Annotated in this window: 14 protein-coding genes; 10 read left to right on the top strand and 4 right to left on the bottom strand. The window is 71.2% G+C overall.

The window, feature by feature from the left end; translation table 11 throughout:
* The first annotated feature begins 39 nt into the window (after positions 1-39).
* From OU416_RS30865 to OU416_RS30850, 4 genes are all read left to right on the top strand, one after another.
* Positions 40-666 carry a class I SAM-dependent methyltransferase gene (locus tag OU416_RS30865; RefSeq protein ID WP_372907122.1) on the top strand — a complete coding sequence of 209 codons (627 nt, stop codon included), beginning with the start codon at positions 40-42 and terminating at the stop codon, positions 664-666.
* Positions 667-723: 57 nt separating this feature from the next.
* Positions 724-1212: an XdhC family protein gene (locus OU416_RS30860; RefSeq protein WP_270930569.1), complete on the top strand. Its 489-nt coding sequence runs from the start codon at positions 724-726 to the stop codon at positions 1210-1212.
* 107 nt (positions 1213-1319) lie between these two features.
* Positions 1320-2060, top strand: coding sequence for an Abi-alpha family protein (locus OU416_RS30855; RefSeq protein ID WP_270930568.1), 741 nt, complete (start codon positions 1320-1322; stop codon positions 2058-2060).
* A complete protein-coding gene (locus OU416_RS30850) occupies positions 2057-3292 on the top strand; it encodes a DUF445 domain-containing protein (protein WP_270930567.1) in 1236 nt (411 codons plus the stop codon). Before OU416_RS30855 ends, OU416_RS30850 begins: the two co-directional genes overlap by 4 nt.
* Here OU416_RS30850 and recQ read toward each other — a convergent pair whose 3' ends face one another.
* Positions 3293-5140, bottom strand: a complete 1848-nt coding sequence (recQ, locus tag OU416_RS30845) for a DNA helicase RecQ (protein WP_270930566.1) — start codon at positions 5138-5140, stop codon at positions 3293-3295.
* A 389-nt stretch (positions 5141-5529) separates the two neighbouring features.
* On the opposite strand from recQ, the gene OU416_RS30840 reads away from it, so the two are divergent.
* Both OU416_RS30840 and OU416_RS30835 read left to right on the top strand, forming a co-directional pair.
* Positions 5530-6645 carry an LLM class flavin-dependent oxidoreductase gene (locus tag OU416_RS30840; protein WP_270930565.1) on the top strand — a complete coding sequence of 372 codons (1116 nt, stop codon included), beginning with the start codon at positions 5530-5532 and terminating at the stop codon, positions 6643-6645.
* The gene (locus tag OU416_RS30835) at positions 6642-7241 is read left to right on the top strand and encodes an FMN reductase (protein ID WP_270930564.1); all 600 of its coding nucleotides are present in this window, start codon (positions 6642-6644) and stop codon (positions 7239-7241) included. Before OU416_RS30840 ends, OU416_RS30835 begins: the two co-directional genes overlap by 4 nt.
* A gap of 44 nt (positions 7242-7285) precedes the next feature.
* Here the strand turns inward: OU416_RS30835 and OU416_RS30830 are convergent, their stop codons facing one another.
* Positions 7286-7984, bottom strand: coding sequence for an alpha/beta hydrolase (locus OU416_RS30830; protein WP_270930563.1), 699 nt, complete (start codon positions 7982-7984; stop codon positions 7286-7288).
* A gap of 153 nt (positions 7985-8137) precedes the next feature.
* Between OU416_RS30830 and OU416_RS30825 the strand changes: the two genes are divergently transcribed.
* A complete protein-coding gene (locus OU416_RS30825) occupies positions 8138-8770 on the top strand; it encodes an isochorismatase family protein (protein WP_270930562.1) in 633 nt (210 codons plus the stop codon).
* A gap of 98 nt (positions 8771-8868) precedes the next feature.
* Here OU416_RS30825 and OU416_RS30820 read toward each other — a convergent pair whose 3' ends face one another.
* On the bottom strand, positions 8869-9354 hold the full coding sequence (locus OU416_RS30820; RefSeq protein ID WP_270930561.1) for an AAA family ATPase: 486 nt from the start codon (positions 9352-9354) through the stop codon (positions 8869-8871).
* A gap of 134 nt (positions 9355-9488) precedes the next feature.
* Between OU416_RS30820 and OU416_RS30815 the strand changes: the two genes are divergently transcribed.
* Positions 9489-10862 carry a type I glutamate--ammonia ligase gene (locus OU416_RS30815; RefSeq protein WP_270930560.1) on the top strand — a complete coding sequence of 458 codons (1374 nt, stop codon included), beginning with the start codon at positions 9489-9491 and terminating at the stop codon, positions 10860-10862.
* A 4-nt stretch (positions 10863-10866) separates the two neighbouring features.
* Here the strand turns inward: OU416_RS30815 and OU416_RS30810 are convergent, their stop codons facing one another.
* Positions 10867-12279: an amidase gene (locus tag OU416_RS30810; RefSeq protein WP_270930559.1), complete on the bottom strand. Its 1413-nt coding sequence runs from the start codon at positions 12277-12279 to the stop codon at positions 10867-10869.
* 156 nt (positions 12280-12435) lie between these two features.
* On the opposite strand from OU416_RS30810, the gene OU416_RS30805 reads away from it, so the two are divergent.
* Positions 12436-13614 carry a TetR/AcrR family transcriptional regulator gene (locus tag OU416_RS30805; RefSeq protein ID WP_270930558.1) on the top strand — a complete coding sequence of 393 codons (1179 nt, stop codon included), beginning with the start codon at positions 12436-12438 and terminating at the stop codon, positions 13612-13614.
* Between the two features lie 216 nt (positions 13615-13830).
* On the top strand, positions 13831-15468 hold the full coding sequence (locus OU416_RS30800) for an acyl-CoA carboxylase subunit beta (protein ID WP_270930557.1): 1638 nt from the start codon (positions 13831-13833) through the stop codon (positions 15466-15468).
* The last annotated feature ends 9 nt before the right edge of the window (positions 15469-15477 follow it).

Below are 15477 nucleotides of genomic sequence, written 5' to 3'. Positions count from 1 at the left end.
TTGCACGTTGTGACCAGGGAGTTCGTGGAGAGGATGAACATGACTTCGGTTGAGCGTTCGGCGTTCGACGCCGCGTACGAAGAGGGCACGGCACCGTGGGTGATCGGCGAGCCGCAGCCGGCCGTCGTCGAGCTGGAGCGGGCCGGCGGCATCAGCGGGAAGGTGCTGGACCCGGGCTGCGGCGCCGGTGAGCACACGATCCTGCTGGCCGGGCTGGGCTACGACGTGCTCGGCGTGGACTTCTCCGGCCCGGCGCTCGAGCGGGCGCGGGCCAACGCCGCCGAGCGGCAGGTCGAGGCCCGGTTCGAGGTCGCCGACGCGCTGGCGCTGGACGGCGGCCCGTACGACACGGTGGTGGACAGCGCGCTGTTCCACGTCTTCGGCCCGGAAGACCGGGCGAAGTACGTGCGCAGCCTGCACGCGGTGTGCCGCCCGGGTGCGACCGTGCACGTCCTCGCGCTGTCGGACACCGAGCCCGGCTTCGGCCCGCGCCTGCCGGAGTCGGTGATCCGCGAGGCGTTCGACGTGCCGGGCTGGCGGCTGGAGGAGGTCCAGGAGCGCCGCTACCGGGGCATCGCGCGCGGCGAGCGCGCCGACGGGCTGGGCGTCGCCGATGGATCGCTGGTGGACGTCGCCGCCTGGCTGGCCCGCGCCACCCGGCTCTGACGTCCACAGTGGAGTCTGGGGGTGGTTCCGGCCGGCCGCGGCTGGCATCCTCGGTCCATGACCGAAGATGCTGCGTGCGCGGTGGCGCACGGCGAGGTGCCGGTGGACGAGGGCGACCGCGCGCTGATCGCGGTGTTCGCCTCACCGGTGGCCGAGCACCTGCTGCGGTACGGCCGGGACCTCGGCTTCCGGACGGTGCTGGTCGATCCGGACCCCGCCGCGGACGGCGCGGTGGCCGAAGTCCCGGAGCTGGGGCCGGACACCGACGTCGTGGTGACCGACCACCACCGCGCGGAGATCGGCCCGGTGCTGCGCGAGGTGCTCGAGCGCGATGTCCGCTGGGTCGGCGTCATGGGCAACCCGCGTCACGCCGGGCCGCACGTCGCCGCGCTGCGAGAGCTCGGCGTCCCGGAGTCCGAGATCGCCCGGGTGCACCGCCCGATCGGCCTCAACATCGGTTCCCGGACGCCGCCCGAGATCGCCATCGCGACCCTGGCCGGGTTGCTGGCCGACCGCAACGGAAAGCCGGGCGGCTTCGCCTTCTGAGGCGCCTCCGCGGATGCTCGCTTTAGCCGGGGTGCCCTGGTTATGCTCCGGGCACCCGGCGCCGGGTCGACCCGGTGTCCGGGTGGTGCGGAGCGGAGGGGTGCGGGGTGGACGGTGATCGGGCGAGCGGATCGCAGTCCGAAGCGCTGGGTGATCTGGTCGGCTGGGCGGCGAGAACCGGTTGGGGCGCGGCGCGCATCGGCTTCGGCCTGATCAAGCAGCTGCCCGGCGGGGTCGAGGCCGAGCGCGGGTTCCGGACGGTGGAGCAGGTCGTGGCCACCGGCGTGCGCCAGTGGCTCGACGACGTGGACTCCCGGCCTGCGGAGACCTCGGACGACCCGGTGGAACCGGCCGAGGAAGCTCCGAAACCGCCTGACCTGCGCGAGCGGATGGCCGAGCTGCTGCACCGCTCGGCCATGACCGGCCGTGAAGAAGCCGCCGAAGACCTGTACTCCGGCATCCTCCGGCTCCTCACCCCGGACGAGGCCCGCATCCTGGCCGGGCTGGGCGACGGCTCGGCGTACCCGGTGCTGCACGTGGCCGAGCGCGGCGTGGTGGGCGGAACCGCCCGGTTCGTGCTGCGCAACGGCTCGACGGTGGGGCGCGCGGTGGGCGTCTCGCTGACCGAGGAGGTGCCGCACTACCTGACCCGTCTGCACGCGTTCGGCCTGGTCGAGATGGGCCCGGCGCTGCCGGGCCTGGACGACCAGTACGAGCTGCTGCAGACCGATTCCCGGGTGCGCGAGGCGCTGCGCTCGTCGAAGGCGGCCAAACCGGTGCGCCGCAGCGTGCGGATATCGGCGCTGGGGGCCAGGTTCTGGAAGCGGTGCGCGGAGGGGGTGGGATGAACGCGATCGTCCAGGACTTCGCCGAGCACTGGCCGATCTACCTGTCGATCCCGGTGGTGGCCGCGCTCATCGGCTACGTCACCAAGGTGATCGCGATCCGGATGATGTTCGGCCCGGTCGAGTTCAAGGGGATCAGACCGTTCCTGGGCTGGCAGGGCATCGTGCCCAAGCACGCCGCGAAGATGGCCGGGGTCGCCTGCGACACGCTGACCCAGCAGCTGATCAGGCCGCAGGAGGTGCTGGACCGGCTGGATCCCGAGCGCATCGTCGCCGAGGTCTCCGAGCCGCTGCGGCAGACCATCGAGGAGATCGTCCGGGAGGTCGCCTCGGCCTACCAGCCGGGGTTGTGGGAGTCGTTGCCGCGCAGCGTGCAGCGGGCGGTGATCAGCCGGGTGCAGGCCGACGCGCCGCGGCTGCTCGCCGAGGTGCTGGCCGAGATCAAGTCCGATGTGGACAACGTCTTCGACCTCAAGGACATGGTGGTCACCAGCCTGGTCCGGGACAAGGAGCTGCTGAACCGGATCTTCCTGGAGGCCGGCGGCAAGGAGTTCCAGTTCATCCGCCGCTCCGGCGCGGTGTTCGGCGCGCTGATCGGCCTGGTGCAGATGTCGGCCTGGGTGGTGTTCAAGGTGCCGCTCATCATGCCGCTGTTCGGCCTGTTCACCGGCTGGTTCACCGACTGGCTCGCGCTCAAGATGATCTTCCACCCGCGCCGGCCGAAGCGCTACTTCGGGCTCTTCGAGTGGCAGGGGCTGTTCCACAAGCGCCGCGACGAGGTCGCCGAGGCCTACTGCGAGCTGATCGCGGCGGAGATCATCACCCCGCGCAACGTCATCGAGGCGGTGCTGCGCGGCCCGATGTCGGACAAGGTGATGGTCCTGGTGCAGCGCCAGGTCGACGACGAGCTCAGCCGCCGCGCGAGCATCGCCAAACCGCTGCTGGTGCTGGCCATCGGCGGCCGCCGCTACCAGGACCTCAAGCAGCGGATCTCGGAGCTGCTGATGGCCAAGCTGCCGCAGACGATGGGCTACGTGGAGGACTACGCGGCCGACGCGATGGACATCCGAAACACCCTGGTCGGCAAGATGAAGGAGCTCGACGCGGAGGAGTTCGAGGAACTCCTGCGCCCGGCGTTCCGCGAGGAGGAGCGCACCCTCATCGCCACCGGCGCCGCACTCGGCTTCATCGTCGGAGAGGCCCAGGTGCTCGCCCTGGAGCACCTGGCCCCGTGATCACTCCTCCGCGGCGAGGGCTTCCAGAACCGCTTGGCCGTACTTGTTGAGCTTCTGCTCGCCGATGCCGCTGATGCCGCCGAGCTCGTCCAGCGTGGTGGGCCGGACCGCGGCGATCTGCCGCAGCGTCGCGTCGTGGAAGATGATGAACGGCGCTTTGCCCTCTTCGCGCGCGGTGGCCAGCCGCCAGGCGCGCAGCTTCTGGAAGACCGGCTCGGCCTCGGCGGGCATCTCCTGCGGGGCGGCCTTGGCGGTCTTGGTCTTGGGCGCCGATGCGACGCGCTTGGGCTCGGTGCGCAGCAGGACCTGGCGCGGATCTTCCCGGCGCAGCACCTCGCCGCTGGATTCGGTGAGCACCAGCGTGCCGTAGTCGCCCTCGACGGAGAGCAGGCGCTGCGCGAGCAGCTGCCGGATCACGCTGCGCCACTCGTTGTCGCTGATGTCGGCGCCGACCCCGAACACGCTCAGCGAGTCGTGCCGGAACTGCTCGACCTTCGGGGTCTTCTTGCCGCGCAGGATGTCGATGACCTGCCCGGCGCCGAACCGCTGGTTGCGCTCGCGGTCGAGCCGGACCACGGTCGACAGCAGCTTCTGCGCGGCGACCGTGCCGTCCCAGGACTCCGGCGGGCTCAGGCAGGTGTCGCAGTTCTGGCAGGCCACCGGGGTGTCCTGGCCGAAGTAGGCGAGCAGCTGGGTGCGGCGGCAGCTCACCGTCTCGCACAGCGCCAGCATCGAGTCCAGGTGCCGGGACAGCGTGCGGCGGTGGGCCTCGCCGCCGTCGGAGAGGTCGATCAGCTTGCGCTGCTGCACCACGTCCTGCAGGCCGTAGGCCATCCAGGCGGTGGAGGGCTGCCCGTCGCGGCCCGCGCGGCCGGTCTCCTGGTAGTAGCCCTCGACGGACTTGGGCAGGTCGAGGTGCGCGACGAAGCGCACGTCGGGCTTGTCGATGCCCATCCCGAAGGCGATGGTCGCCACCATCACCAGGCCTTCCTCGCGCAGGAACCGCGCCTGGTGCCGCGCGCGGACCTCCTTGTCGAGACCGGCGTGGTAGGGCAGCGCGTCGATGCCGTTGGCGACCAGGAACTCCGCGGTCCGCTCCACCTCGGCGCGGGAGAGCCGGTAGACGATGCCCGCGTCCCCGGCGTGCTCGCTGCGCAGGAACTGCAGCAGCTGCTTGCGCGGGTCGTTCTTCGGCACGATCCGGTACTGGATGTTGGGCCGGTCGAAGTCGGCGACGAAGTGGCGGGCCTCGGTCAGCTCCAGCCGGGTGGCGATCTCCTGGCGGGTCGCCGGGGTGGCGGTGGCGGTCAGCGCGATGCGCGGCACCTCCGGCCAGCGCTCGTGCAGCACCGACAGGTTCAGGTAGTCGGGCCGGAAGTCGTGGCCCCACTGCGCCACGCAGTGCGCCTCGTCGATGGCGAACAGCGAGACCTCGCCGCGGCCGAGCAGCTCCAGCGTCGAGTCCAGGTTGAGCCGTTCCGGTGCGAGGTAGAGCAGGTCGAGCTCGCCGGAGGCGAACGCCTGCTCGGTGCGGCGGCGCTGCTCGTAGGTCTGGGTGGAGTTGAGGAACCCGGCCTGCACGCCGAGCTCGTTGAGCGCGTCCACCTGGTCCTGCATCAGCGCGATCAGCGGCGAGACGACGACCCCGACGCCCGGCCGGACCAGCGCCGGGATCTGGTAGCACAGCGACTTGCCGCCACCGGTGGGCATCAGCACCAGCGCATCGCCGCCACCGATGACCTGCTCGACGATCTCCTGCTGCGAGCCGCGGAAGGAGTCGTAGCCGAACACCCGCTGGAGGACCTGCTGCGCATCGGTCAAGAGATCGGGGGAAGCCACGGCGCGCATCTTAGAGGTCCTCCTGGGGTCACGTTGCGTGGCGGTGCGGGTAGCGGAACCTCAGCGCCCGCCTGGACTCCGGGATTCCGGACTTATGTATGCCCAATACACGCTCGGGCTGTCCTCGCCAGGTGAACGCTGAGAACCCGCGGCGGTGCGAGCGCCGAAGGTGGGCCAAGCGGCTGCGCCGCTTCAAAGACGAAGGTGATCGTACTCAGGTCGGGTGGCTGCCCCCGGCTCCGCCGGTGCCGACATGCGGGGGCGTGTCGGGCACCGGCTGTGACGTGCGTCCCGGCGGGGTGGGCTGGCGCCAGGAATAGCTCGTAGGGAAGAATCGTTCTCGGAAGTAGTTGAATCTCGTACTAAAGGGGCGGGATCTGGCCAGCGAGGGAGCTGACATGCAGTTCGGAATCTTCTCGGTCGGTGACGTCACCGCGGACCCGACCACCGGCCGCACGCCCACCGAGGCCGAGCGGATCAAGGCCATGGTGCGGATCGCGCTGAAGGCCGAGGAGGTGGGGCTGGACGTCTTCGCCACCGGCGAGCACCACAACCCGCCCTTCGTGCCGTCCTCGCCGACCACCATGCTCGGCTACGTGGCGGCCCGCACCGAGCGGCTGATCCTGTCCACCTCGACCACGCTGATCACCACCAACGACCCGGTGAAGATCGCCGAGGACTTCGCGATGCTGCAGCACCTGGCAGGCGGCCGGGTGGACCTGATGATGGGGCGCGGCAACACCGGCCCGGTGTACCCGTGGTTCGGCCAGGACATCCGCCAGGGCATCCCGCTGGCGATCGAGAACTACCACCTGCTGCACCGGTTGTGGCGCGAGGACGTGGTGGACTGGGAGGGCAAGTTCCGCACCCCGCTGCAGGGCTTCACCTCCACACCGCGCCCGCTGGACGACGTGCCGCCGTTCGTCTGGCACGGCTCCATCCGCAGCCCGGAGATCGCCGAGCAGGCCGCCTACTACGGCGACGGCTTCTTCCACAACAACATCTTCTGGCCCGCGCAGCACACCCAGCGGATGGTCGAGCTGTACCGGCGGCGCTTCGAGCACTACGGGCACGGCTCGGCGGACCAGGCGATCGTCGGCCTGGGCGGCCAGGTGTTCATGCGCAAGAACTCCCAGGACGCGGTGCGCGAGTTCCGGCCGTACTTCGACCACGCGCCGGTCTACGGCGGCGGGCCGTCGCTGGAGGAGTTCACCGAGCAGACCCCGCTGACCGTGGGCAGCCCGCAGGAGGTCATCGACCGGACGCTGGGCTTCCGCGAGTACGTCGGCGACTACCAGCGCCAGCTGTTCCTGATGGACCACGCCGGGCTGCCGCTGAAGACGGTGCTGGAGCAGCTGGACCTGCTCGGCGAGGAGGTCGTCCCGGTGCTGCGCAAGGAGTTCGCAGGGCTGCGGCCCAGCCACGTCCCGGAGGCGCCGACGCACGCCTCCCTGCTGGCCGCGAAGAACGAGAAGGACGCGAAGGACACGGCGAAGGCAGGGGTGGCGGAATGACCGAGCGGAAGCTGGTCGTGGTCTCGGCCGGGCTGAGCCAGCCGTCGTCGACCAGGTTGCTGGCCGACCGGCTGGCGGCGGCCACCGAGCGGGAACTGCCGGTGCGCACCCGGGTGGTGGAGCTGCGCGACCACGCCAAGGACGTGGCCGACAACCTGGTCACCGGGTTCCCGGGCACCGAGCTGCGCGAGGTGCTCGACGAGGTGGCGGCGGCCGACGGGCTGATCGCGGTGACACCGATCTTCCAGGCCTCCTACAGCGGCTTGTTCAAGTCGTTCTTCGACGTGCTGGACAACGAGTCGCTGCAGGGCAAACCGGTGCTGATCGGTGCCACGGGTGGCTCGCCGCGCCACTCGCTGGCGCTGGAGCACGCGATGCGCCCGATGTTCAGCTACCTGCGCGCGGTCGTGGTGCCGACGGCGGTCTACGCGGCGTCGGAGGACTGGGGCAACGGTGGCGACGGCACCGCGCTGGCCGACCGCATCGACCGCGCGGCGGCCGAGTTCGCGGCCCTGATCGCCGCCCGCCCGGCGACCTCCCGGCCCGATCCCTTCGAGGACGTCGTCCCCTTCGAGCAGCTGATGGCCCAGAACTGACGGCCGCCCGCCCCGGCGCGCTTCCGCCGCGCTGGGGCGGGCCGTCACGAACCGGTCGCGTCCTTGGCGGCCTCCTCGATCAGGTCGGCCACGGCTACCGGCTGCGAGGCCAGGGACGCGTGGCCGGTCTCGAGTTCGACGGTGCGGCGCGGCGACATCCGCTGCGCCATGCGCCGCTCGTTGTCCGGGGCGATCATCCGGTCGTTCGCCGAGACCTGGTACCAGGTGGGCTTGTTCCGCCACGCCGGGGCGCTCACGGTGTCGCCGAAGGTCGAGGCCAGCGGGGCCTTCTGGGTGACGGCCATGACCAGGGCCTCGTTCTCGGGCAGGTCCTGGCAGAAGCTCTCGCGGAACTTGTCCTGCCTGATCCAGAGGTAGCCGTCCGAGTCCTGGTCGAGGTTCTGGATCGCCTCCGGCGGCATCTCCTGGCTGAGCTGCCCCGGGCTCTCCCCGGCGTCCGGTGCGAACGCGGCGACGTAGACCAGGCCGGTGACGCCGGGGAGGTCACCGGCCTCGGTGATCACCGCACCGCCGTAGGAGTGGCCCACCAGCACGACGGGACCGTTCACCTGGTCGACCATCTTGCGGGTTCGCTCGGCGTCCTCGGCGAGCGACGTCAGCGGATTCTCGACCGCGCGAATCGAGCGGTACCCGCGCTGGTCGAGCTCGACGATGACGTTCGCCCAGTGCGCGGCACCTCCCCAGAAACCGTGCACGAGCACGATCGTCGGTCGTTCCGACATGAGATCCCCCCAATCGCGATGTGCGCCGAACGACGCTACGCGGGACGCGATCCGCTCGCAGGCCGCGCGGAATCCCGTTTGCGCCTCCCGTTGCGGGGTAGACCTCTCTTGGCCGTGCGAGTCGGTGACCTCCGCGCCCGAAGGGAGATGGCCATGGCCAAGACCGAGCCCGAGCCCCGACGTGATCCCCGGACCGACCACCTGCTCACGCCCGAGAACTGCATCGTCGCGCTGATCGACTACCAGCCCGAGCAGTACGCGACGATCACCTCCAGCACCCGCGAGGAGATCGACCTGAACGTGGTCGCGGTGTGCAAGCTGGCCACGGCCTACGGAGTGCCGGTCGTGCTCTCCACGGTCGGGGTCGACATGGGCGTGAACGAGGGCACCGCGCAGCTGATCCGCGACGAGCTGCCGGGCGTCGAGGAGATCGACCGCACCGGCGTCAACGCCTGGGAGGACCCCGACTTCCACGAGGCGATCGAGAGCTCGCGGCGCCGCAAGGTGGTCATCGCCGGGCTCTGGACCGAGGTCTGCCTGACCTACCCGACCCTCGACATGCTCGCCGCGGGCTACGACGTCCACCCGGTGGCCGACGCGGTCGGCGGGATCAGCCCGGTGGCGCACGAGCGCGCGTTCGACCGCATGATCGCGGCCGGCGCGCGGCCGGTCACCGCGATCTCCTTCGGCGCGGAGCTGATGCGCAACTGGGCGCGCCCCGACTCCGACAACCTCCGCAAGGTCATGCGCTGGTACTTTCCCGAACGCCAGCGCCTCGGCCTCTGACGACCTCCGCTGCCTGGAGTGGTGGGTCGATCTCGTGAGAACCGCGGTCGGGCGGCCCTGCGGTGCCGGAGCCGCCTAGAGCGAGGTTCGGACAGTTCTCAGCCGTCGATGACGATCATCGGTAGCCCTTCATCGACAGCGGGCGACTCGAAGATCGACGCGAGGTGACGTACGGCGGCCGCATCGAGAGGGTGCGCTCCGGGCTCACCATCGGCGGTCCTCGCCTCGGCGCGTGCCACAGCTGTCTCCAGAGGTACCCGGACGTAGTGCAGGCGCACGGCGAAGCCTGCATCCATGGCGCGTGCGCGCCACTGCGCCCGGCGTGCCCTGCTCCACTGGTTCCAGTCCAGCACCACGTCGGTACCGGTGCGCAGTACCTGCAGCGCCGTCTCCCAGATCAGCTCCTTGCACACCTCGGCTCGCATCGCGTACTCGGCGGTGTCGTACCGGTGCGGGTAGAGGCGCAGCATCCATTCATCCAGCCCGAATCGGACGGCGGGCAACTGCTCGGCGAGATGCCGGGCGTACGTCGTCTTCCCCCCGCCGTTCAGTCCGCACAGCAGGTGAACGACAACCTCCGGCACGCCAACCACTCCGATCTCGCTGCCCGGACCTCCGTGGCACGAGCCTACTGATCACCGGCCTCCGATGTTGACGTTCACCCGGGTGACGGTCGAGTTCTCGCGAAATCGCGGTGTTCCGGCGCTACCGTGGTGGGATGGGTGATCGGATTCCGGTGTCCGAGCCGGCCGGGATGGTCGATGTCGCGCAGTTGCGCCTCGACGGCGTGGAGCTGGTCGAGGTGTCCTTTGTGGACAACGCGGGGAACGTGCGGGTCAAGGCGGTGCCGCTGGACCGGCTGTCCGATGCGGCGCGGTTCGGGGTCGGGGCCTCGCCCTGCTTCGAGACGTTCACCTTCGACGACGTGATGGTGCGCGGCCGCTACCTGGGCGGGCCGGACGGCGATCTGCGCCTGGTGCCGGACCTGGACCGGCTGGTGCGGTTGGCGGCGATGCCCGGGTGGGCCTGGGCGCCCGCCGACAAGTTCACCCAGGACGGCGGCCGGTTCGTCGGCTGCCAGCGGGCGTTCGCCGCACGGCAGGTCCGGGACGTCGCGGCCGCCGGGCTGACGGCCCGTGCGGCTTTCGAGCACGAATGGGCGCTGGGGCAGCCAGACTCGGAGGAGTTCGTCCCGGCCTTCGACGGCCCCGCCTACAGCCAGATTCGGCTGGAGGCCACCGCCGACTACGCGCGCGAGCTCGTCGCCGCCCTGCGCGGCCAGGGTCTGCAGGTCCAGCAGTTCCACCCCGAGTACGCGCTCGGCCAGGTCGAGCTCTCGGTGGCGGCGACCGACCCGGTCACCGCGGCCGACGACGCGGTTCTGGTGCGGCACACCGTGCGCGTGGTGTCGCGGCGGCACGGCTGGCGGGCCAGCTTCGCCCCGTGCCTGGTGCCCGGTGGCGCTGGCTCCGGCGGGCACCTGCACCTGTCGGTGCGCGATGCGGACGGGAACCTGTTCGCCGGTGGGAGCGGTCCGCACGGGCTGCGCCCGGCGGGGGAGTCGTTCCTGGCCGGGATCCTGCGGGAACTCCCCGCGCTGCTGGCCATCGGCGCGGGCAACCCGGCGAGCTTCCTGCGCCTGGAGCCGTCCCGCTGGGCCGGGGTGTGGCAGGTGTGGGGTCGTGAGGCGCGCGAGGCGGCGTTGCGGCTGATCACCGGGACGACCGGGACCCAGGAGTGGGCGGCCAACGTCGAGGTGAAGTGCTTCGACGCCACCTCGAACCCCTACCTCGCGGTCGGAGCGGTGCTCGCGGCCGGTCTTGCGGGTGTGCGCGAAAAGCTCCGGCTGCCGGCGGAGGTCGCAGGAGACCCGGCGACGCTGGACGAGCACGACCGAACCGCGGCCGGAATCCGCCGACTGCCCACGAACGCGGCCGAAGCAGCCGACGCCCTGGCCGAATCGGCGGTGCTGGCCGAGGCGATGGGGCCGGAGCTGCACGACGCGATGCTGACCGTCCGCCGCGCCGAAGCCGAGCGCTACGCCGACGCCGACCCGGCGGAGATCGCCGCCGCCACCCGCTGGCGCTGGTGAGCCATCATCGCGCGGTGAGCTCGAACGCCCTGGCCAGGCGCAGCAGGTCCGATTCGGCGTGGTGGGCGCCGATGAGCTGCACTCCCACCGGGAGCCCGTCGCCGGTGAGCCCCGCCGGGACGGAGATCGCCGGGAGCCCGATCACGCTGACGCCGAAGGTGTAGCGGACGAAGGTCGGGAACGGGTCGGCCGGACGTCCGTTGTGCTGCATCAGGCCGCTCTGGGCCAGCGGGATCGCCGGTGCGGGAGCGGTGGGCGTGAGCAGAACGTCCACATCGGACAGCGCGGTCAGGTAGCCGCGGCGGATGGCGGGCACGGTCTGCTCGACCGCGGTCAGGTAGGCGTGCGCGGGCACCGGAGAGGCGTCCGGGCCGACCTGGCTGCCGAGCAGCGCGGCGACGTCGGCGCCGAAACCGCCCAGCTGCTCCTCGATCGAACCGAGCCCGCGCTCGCGGAACAGCTCGGCCACCAGCACGACCGCCTCCGGCGTGGCGATCAGGAACCCGGTCTCGCTGCCGATCTCGGCGTGCTCGACGGTGACCTCCCGCAGCTCGGCACCGGCATCGGCGAACCGCTGCGCGGCTGCCCGGTACAGCCGCTCGACCTCCGGGTGGTTGTCCGCCCAGTAGTCGCCGACCGGAACACCGATGCGGACACCGCGCAGCGCCGCGGGATCGGTGGGCAGCTCGCCCGGCGCCACCGTCTCGCCACCGGTGAGGACGTGCATCAGCAGCGCGGCATCGGTGACGTCCCGGGTGATCGGCCCGGCGACGTCGAAGCCCGCCGACACCCGCAGCACGCCCTCCAGCGGCAGCCGGTCGCGCGTCGGCTTCAGCCCGACCGCACCGCAGACCGCCGCCGGGATGCGCACGGAGCCGCCGGTGTCGGTGCCCATGGCGGCGGGCACGATGCGGGCGGCGACGGCAGCGCCGGACCCGCCGCTGGAACCGCCCGCGCTGCGCGCCGGGTCGTGCGGGTTGCGCACCGGGCCGAAGTGCGGGTTGTCCGAGGTGATGCCGAAGCTGTACTCGTGCATGTTGGTCTTGCCGAGCACGAGCGCACCGGCTCCGGTCAAGCGCTGCACCACCGCGGCATCGGTGTCGGGCACCCAGTCCCGCAGCACTGCCATTCCGCCGGTGGTCCTGGTGCCCGAGGTGGTGTAGTTGTCCTTGAGGCTGACGGGAACTCCATGCAGCGGCCCGACCGGCCCGCGCTCGGCGAGCTGCCGGTCGAGTTCCCCGGCGCGCTGGGCGGCGTCCTCGGCGATGGTGATGTGGGTGTTGAGCTCGTCGTGCGCCGCCTGCGCCAGGCAAGCCGAGACCAGCTCACGGCTGGACAGCCCGCCGTCGCGGATCTGCGCCGCGAGCGCGGTGACCCCGCTGCCGATCAGGTCGGCGTGCTCCGAAGCTGCTGCCATGCGTCGACTCCCGATCGTCCGGTGTGGATCGCCCGCCGGAGTATCGCCCGGGACGGGCCCGATCGAAAGACCCGCCGGGTAAGGGTTCTACGTACGCGGCAGCGGGCCCCGGCCGCGCACGTATGCTCGGGGTCGGCTGGGGAAGGGACGGACGCGATGCCTGAGGTGACCAATCCGCCTGCCCGGAACACGCGCCCGCGCAACCGGCGCGCGCTGATCACCGCGGCCGCGGCGGACCTGTTCTACCGCCAGGGCTACGCGCGGGTGGGCATGAGCGACATCGCCGAGGCCGTCGGCGTCGGCTCCTCGGCCCTGTACCGGCACTTCGCGGGCAAGCAGCAGCTGCTGACCAGGGTGGTGCTCGACGAGCTGCACCCGTTCAGCGAGATCACCGCCGAGGTCGCCGACCTGGACCAGGTGGTCGAGCGGCTCGCCGCGGCCGCGCTGGAGCACCGGCAGCTGGGCGTGCTCTGGCAGCGCGAGGCCCGGCAGCTGCCCGAGGAGCAGCGCGACGCGCTGCGCAAGGAGCTGCGCGAGGTGGCCAGCGGCCTGGCCGAGGTGGCCCGCGCCTTCCGGCCGGAGCTGACCGGGCAGGACGCCCGCTTCCGCGCCTGGTGCACCTTCAGCGTGCTGACCAGCCCGTCCTACCACCAGGTCGACCTGCCGAGGCGGGAGTTCGAGCAGCTGCTGCGGGCGATGGTGGTGGTCATCGGCAACCAGCCCCCGCACCGGTTCGCCGAGCGCCGCGACGACTCCGAGCAGCGCTCGGCGCTGTTCGCCGGCCGCGCCTCCCGGCGCCGGTTGCTGCTGGCCGCCGCGATGCGGCTGTTCTCCGACGCCGGCTACACCAAGGTGACCACCGAGGACGTCGGCGCGGCGGCCGGGATCGCCGGGCCCAGCCTCTACAACTACTTCGCCAGCAAGCAGGAGCTGCTCGGCACCGTGATCACCCGCGGCAACGCGTGGCTGGAGGTCGAGCTCGAACGCACCCTGGCCAGCACCCCGGCCGCCGCCGACGCGCTGCGCGAGCTGCTGCGCTCCTACATCACCTTCGCCTTCGACCACGGGCGCTTCATCGACATCCTGGTCAGCGAGGTCAACCACCTGCCGGACGCCGAGCGGCACCGGGCCCGGCAGACCCAGCACGCCTACGTCGCCGAGTGGGTCGGGCTGCTGTGCGAGGCGCGGCCCGAGCTGGACCAGGTGCGCTCCCGCATCCTGGTGCAGGCGGCGCTGACGGTGGCCAACGACATGGCGCGCACCGGCGCGGTCCGCGACGTGGACGCGCTGCTGCGCGTCGGAGCGGCCCTGATGCTGGATACCCCGATCGGCTGAGTGCGCTCGGCCACAGCGTGAGCCTCGACTACCCGTCATTCACTTAACCGGCGAATCCGCAGCTGGTTGCCGGTTCGGGTGAGCTATCCGCAGGTCACTTCCGCATTGACTGGAGACGGCTGCCGAACTAATCTCCGCGAGGGCCAGTGCTGCGCCCGCCGAGCGGCCGGAGCGCGGATACTGGGGTCGAGCAGGTAACGAGGACGGGTTGGTTGCATGAGCAGCGCGACGGAGCCGGTCGGTCAGCCGCCGGCGGACGTGCCGGACATCCACACGACCGCGGGCAAGCTGGCGGATCTGTACCGGCGCAACGACGAGGCGGTGCACGCCGGCTCGGAGCGCGCGGTGGCCAAGCAGCACGCCAAGGGCAAGTACACCGCTCGTGAGCGGATCGACCTGCTGCTGGACCCGGGCTCGTTCGTGGAGCTCGACGAGCACGCCCGGCACCGCTCCACCAACTTCGGCCTGGACGCCAACCGCCCCTACGGCGACGGCGTGGTGACCGGCTACGGCACCGTCGACGGCCGCAAGGTGTGCGTGTTCTCCCAGGACTTCACCGTCTTCGGCGGCTCGCTGGGCGAGGTCTTCGGCGAGAAGATCGTCAAGGTGATGGACCTGGCGCTCAAGACCGGCTGCCCGCTGATCGGCATCAACGACTCCGGCGGCGCGCGGATCCAGGAGGGCGTCGCGGCGCTGGGCCTCTACGCCGAGATCTTCAAGCGCAACACCCACGCCTCCGGCGTGATCCCGCAGATCTCGCTGATCATGGGCCCGTGCGCGGGCGGCGCGGTGTACTCGCCGGCGATCACCGACTTCACCGTGATGGTCGACCAGACCTCGCACATGTTCATCACCGGCCCGGACGTGATCAAGACCGTCACCGGTGAGGACGTCACCTTCGAGGACCTCGGCGGCGCCCGCACGCACAACTCGCGCTCGGGCAACGCGCACTACCTGGCCGCCGACGAGGACGACGCGATCGGCTACGTCAAGGAACTGCTGTCGTTCCTGCCGAGCAACAACCTCGCCGAGGCGCCGGTCTTCGACGCCGACATCGCCGAGGGCGCGATCGCGGACTCCATCACCGACGTCGACCGCGAGCTGGACGTCCTGGTCCCGGACTCGCCGAACCAGCCCTACGACATGCTCCAGGTCATCTCCCGCGTCGTCGACGACGAGGACTTCCTGGAGACCGGATCGCTGTTCGCGCCGAACATCATCACCGGCTTCGGCCGCGTCGAGGGCCGCCCGGTGGGCGTGGTGGCCAACCAGCCCACCCAGTTCGCGGGCACCCTGGACATCGACGCCAGCGAGAAGGCCGCCCGCTTCGTGCGGACCTGCGACGCCTTCAACATCCCGGTGCTGACCTTCGTGGACGTGCCGGGCTTCCTGCCGGGCACCGACCAGGAGTGGAACGGCATCATCCGCCGCGGCGCGAAGCTGCTCTACGCCTACGCCGAGGCGACCGTCCCGCTGGTCACCGTGATCACCCGCAAGGCCTACGGCGGCGCCTACGACGTGATGGGCTCCAAGCACCTGGGCGCGGACGTCAACCTGGCCTGGCCGACGGCGCAGATCGCGGTGATGGGCGCGCAGGGCGCGGTCAACATCCTCTACCGGCGCCAGCTGGCCGAGGCCGCGGACAACGGCGAGGACGTCGAAGCGGCGCGGGCGCGGTTGCAGCAGGAGTACGAGGACACCCTGTGCAACCCCTACGTCGCCGCCGAGCGTGGCTACGTCGACTCGGTGATCCCGCCGTCGTTCACCCGCGGCTACGTGGCGCGGTCGCTGCGGATGCTGCGCGACAAGCGGGAGAGCCTGCCCGCCAAGAAGCACGGCAACATCCCGCTGTGACCGCTGCCG

Source organism: Saccharopolyspora indica (genome assembly GCF_027853965.1).
GTDB classification, from domain to species: domain Bacteria; phylum Actinomycetota; class Actinomycetes; order Mycobacteriales; family Pseudonocardiaceae; genus Saccharopolyspora; species Saccharopolyspora indica.
This window is presented reverse-complemented; position numbering and strand designations above follow the sequence as displayed.

Bases quoted from the DNA above. Each gene is read 5' to 3' on its own strand.
- OU416_RS30865 (WP_372907122.1), top strand. From the start codon at position 40: ATGACTTCGGTTGAGCGTTCGGCGTTCGACGCCGCGTACGAAGAGGGC.
- OU416_RS30860 (WP_270930569.1), top strand. From the start codon at position 724: ATGACCGAAGATGCTGCGTGCGCGGTGGCGCACGGCGAGGTGCCGGTG.
- OU416_RS30850 (WP_270930567.1), top strand. From the start codon at position 2,057: ATGAACGCGATCGTCCAGGACTTCGCCGAGCACTGGCCGATCTACCTG.
- recQ (WP_270930566.1), bottom strand. From the start codon at position 5,140: ATGCGCGCCGTGGCTTCCCCCGATCTCTTGACCGATGCGCAGCAGGTC.
- OU416_RS30840 (WP_270930565.1), top strand. From the start codon at position 5,530: ATGCAGTTCGGAATCTTCTCGGTCGGTGACGTCACCGCGGACCCGACC.
- OU416_RS30835 (WP_270930564.1), top strand. From the start codon at position 6,642: ATGACCGAGCGGAAGCTGGTCGTGGTCTCGGCCGGGCTGAGCCAGCCG.
- OU416_RS30830 (WP_270930563.1), bottom strand. From the start codon at position 7,984: ATGTCGGAACGACCGACGATCGTGCTCGTGCACGGTTTCTGGGGAGGT.
- OU416_RS30825 (WP_270930562.1), top strand. From the start codon at position 8,138: ATGGCCAAGACCGAGCCCGAGCCCCGACGTGATCCCCGGACCGACCAC.
- OU416_RS30815 (WP_270930560.1), top strand. From the start codon at position 9,489: ATGGGTGATCGGATTCCGGTGTCCGAGCCGGCCGGGATGGTCGATGTC.
- OU416_RS30810 (WP_270930559.1), bottom strand. From the start codon at position 12,279: ATGGCAGCAGCTTCGGAGCACGCCGACCTGATCGGCAGCGGGGTCACC.
- OU416_RS30805 (WP_270930558.1), top strand. From the start codon at position 12,436: ATGCCTGAGGTGACCAATCCGCCTGCCCGGAACACGCGCCCGCGCAAC.
- OU416_RS30800 (WP_270930557.1), top strand. From the start codon at position 13,831: ATGAGCAGCGCGACGGAGCCGGTCGGTCAGCCGCCGGCGGACGTGCCG.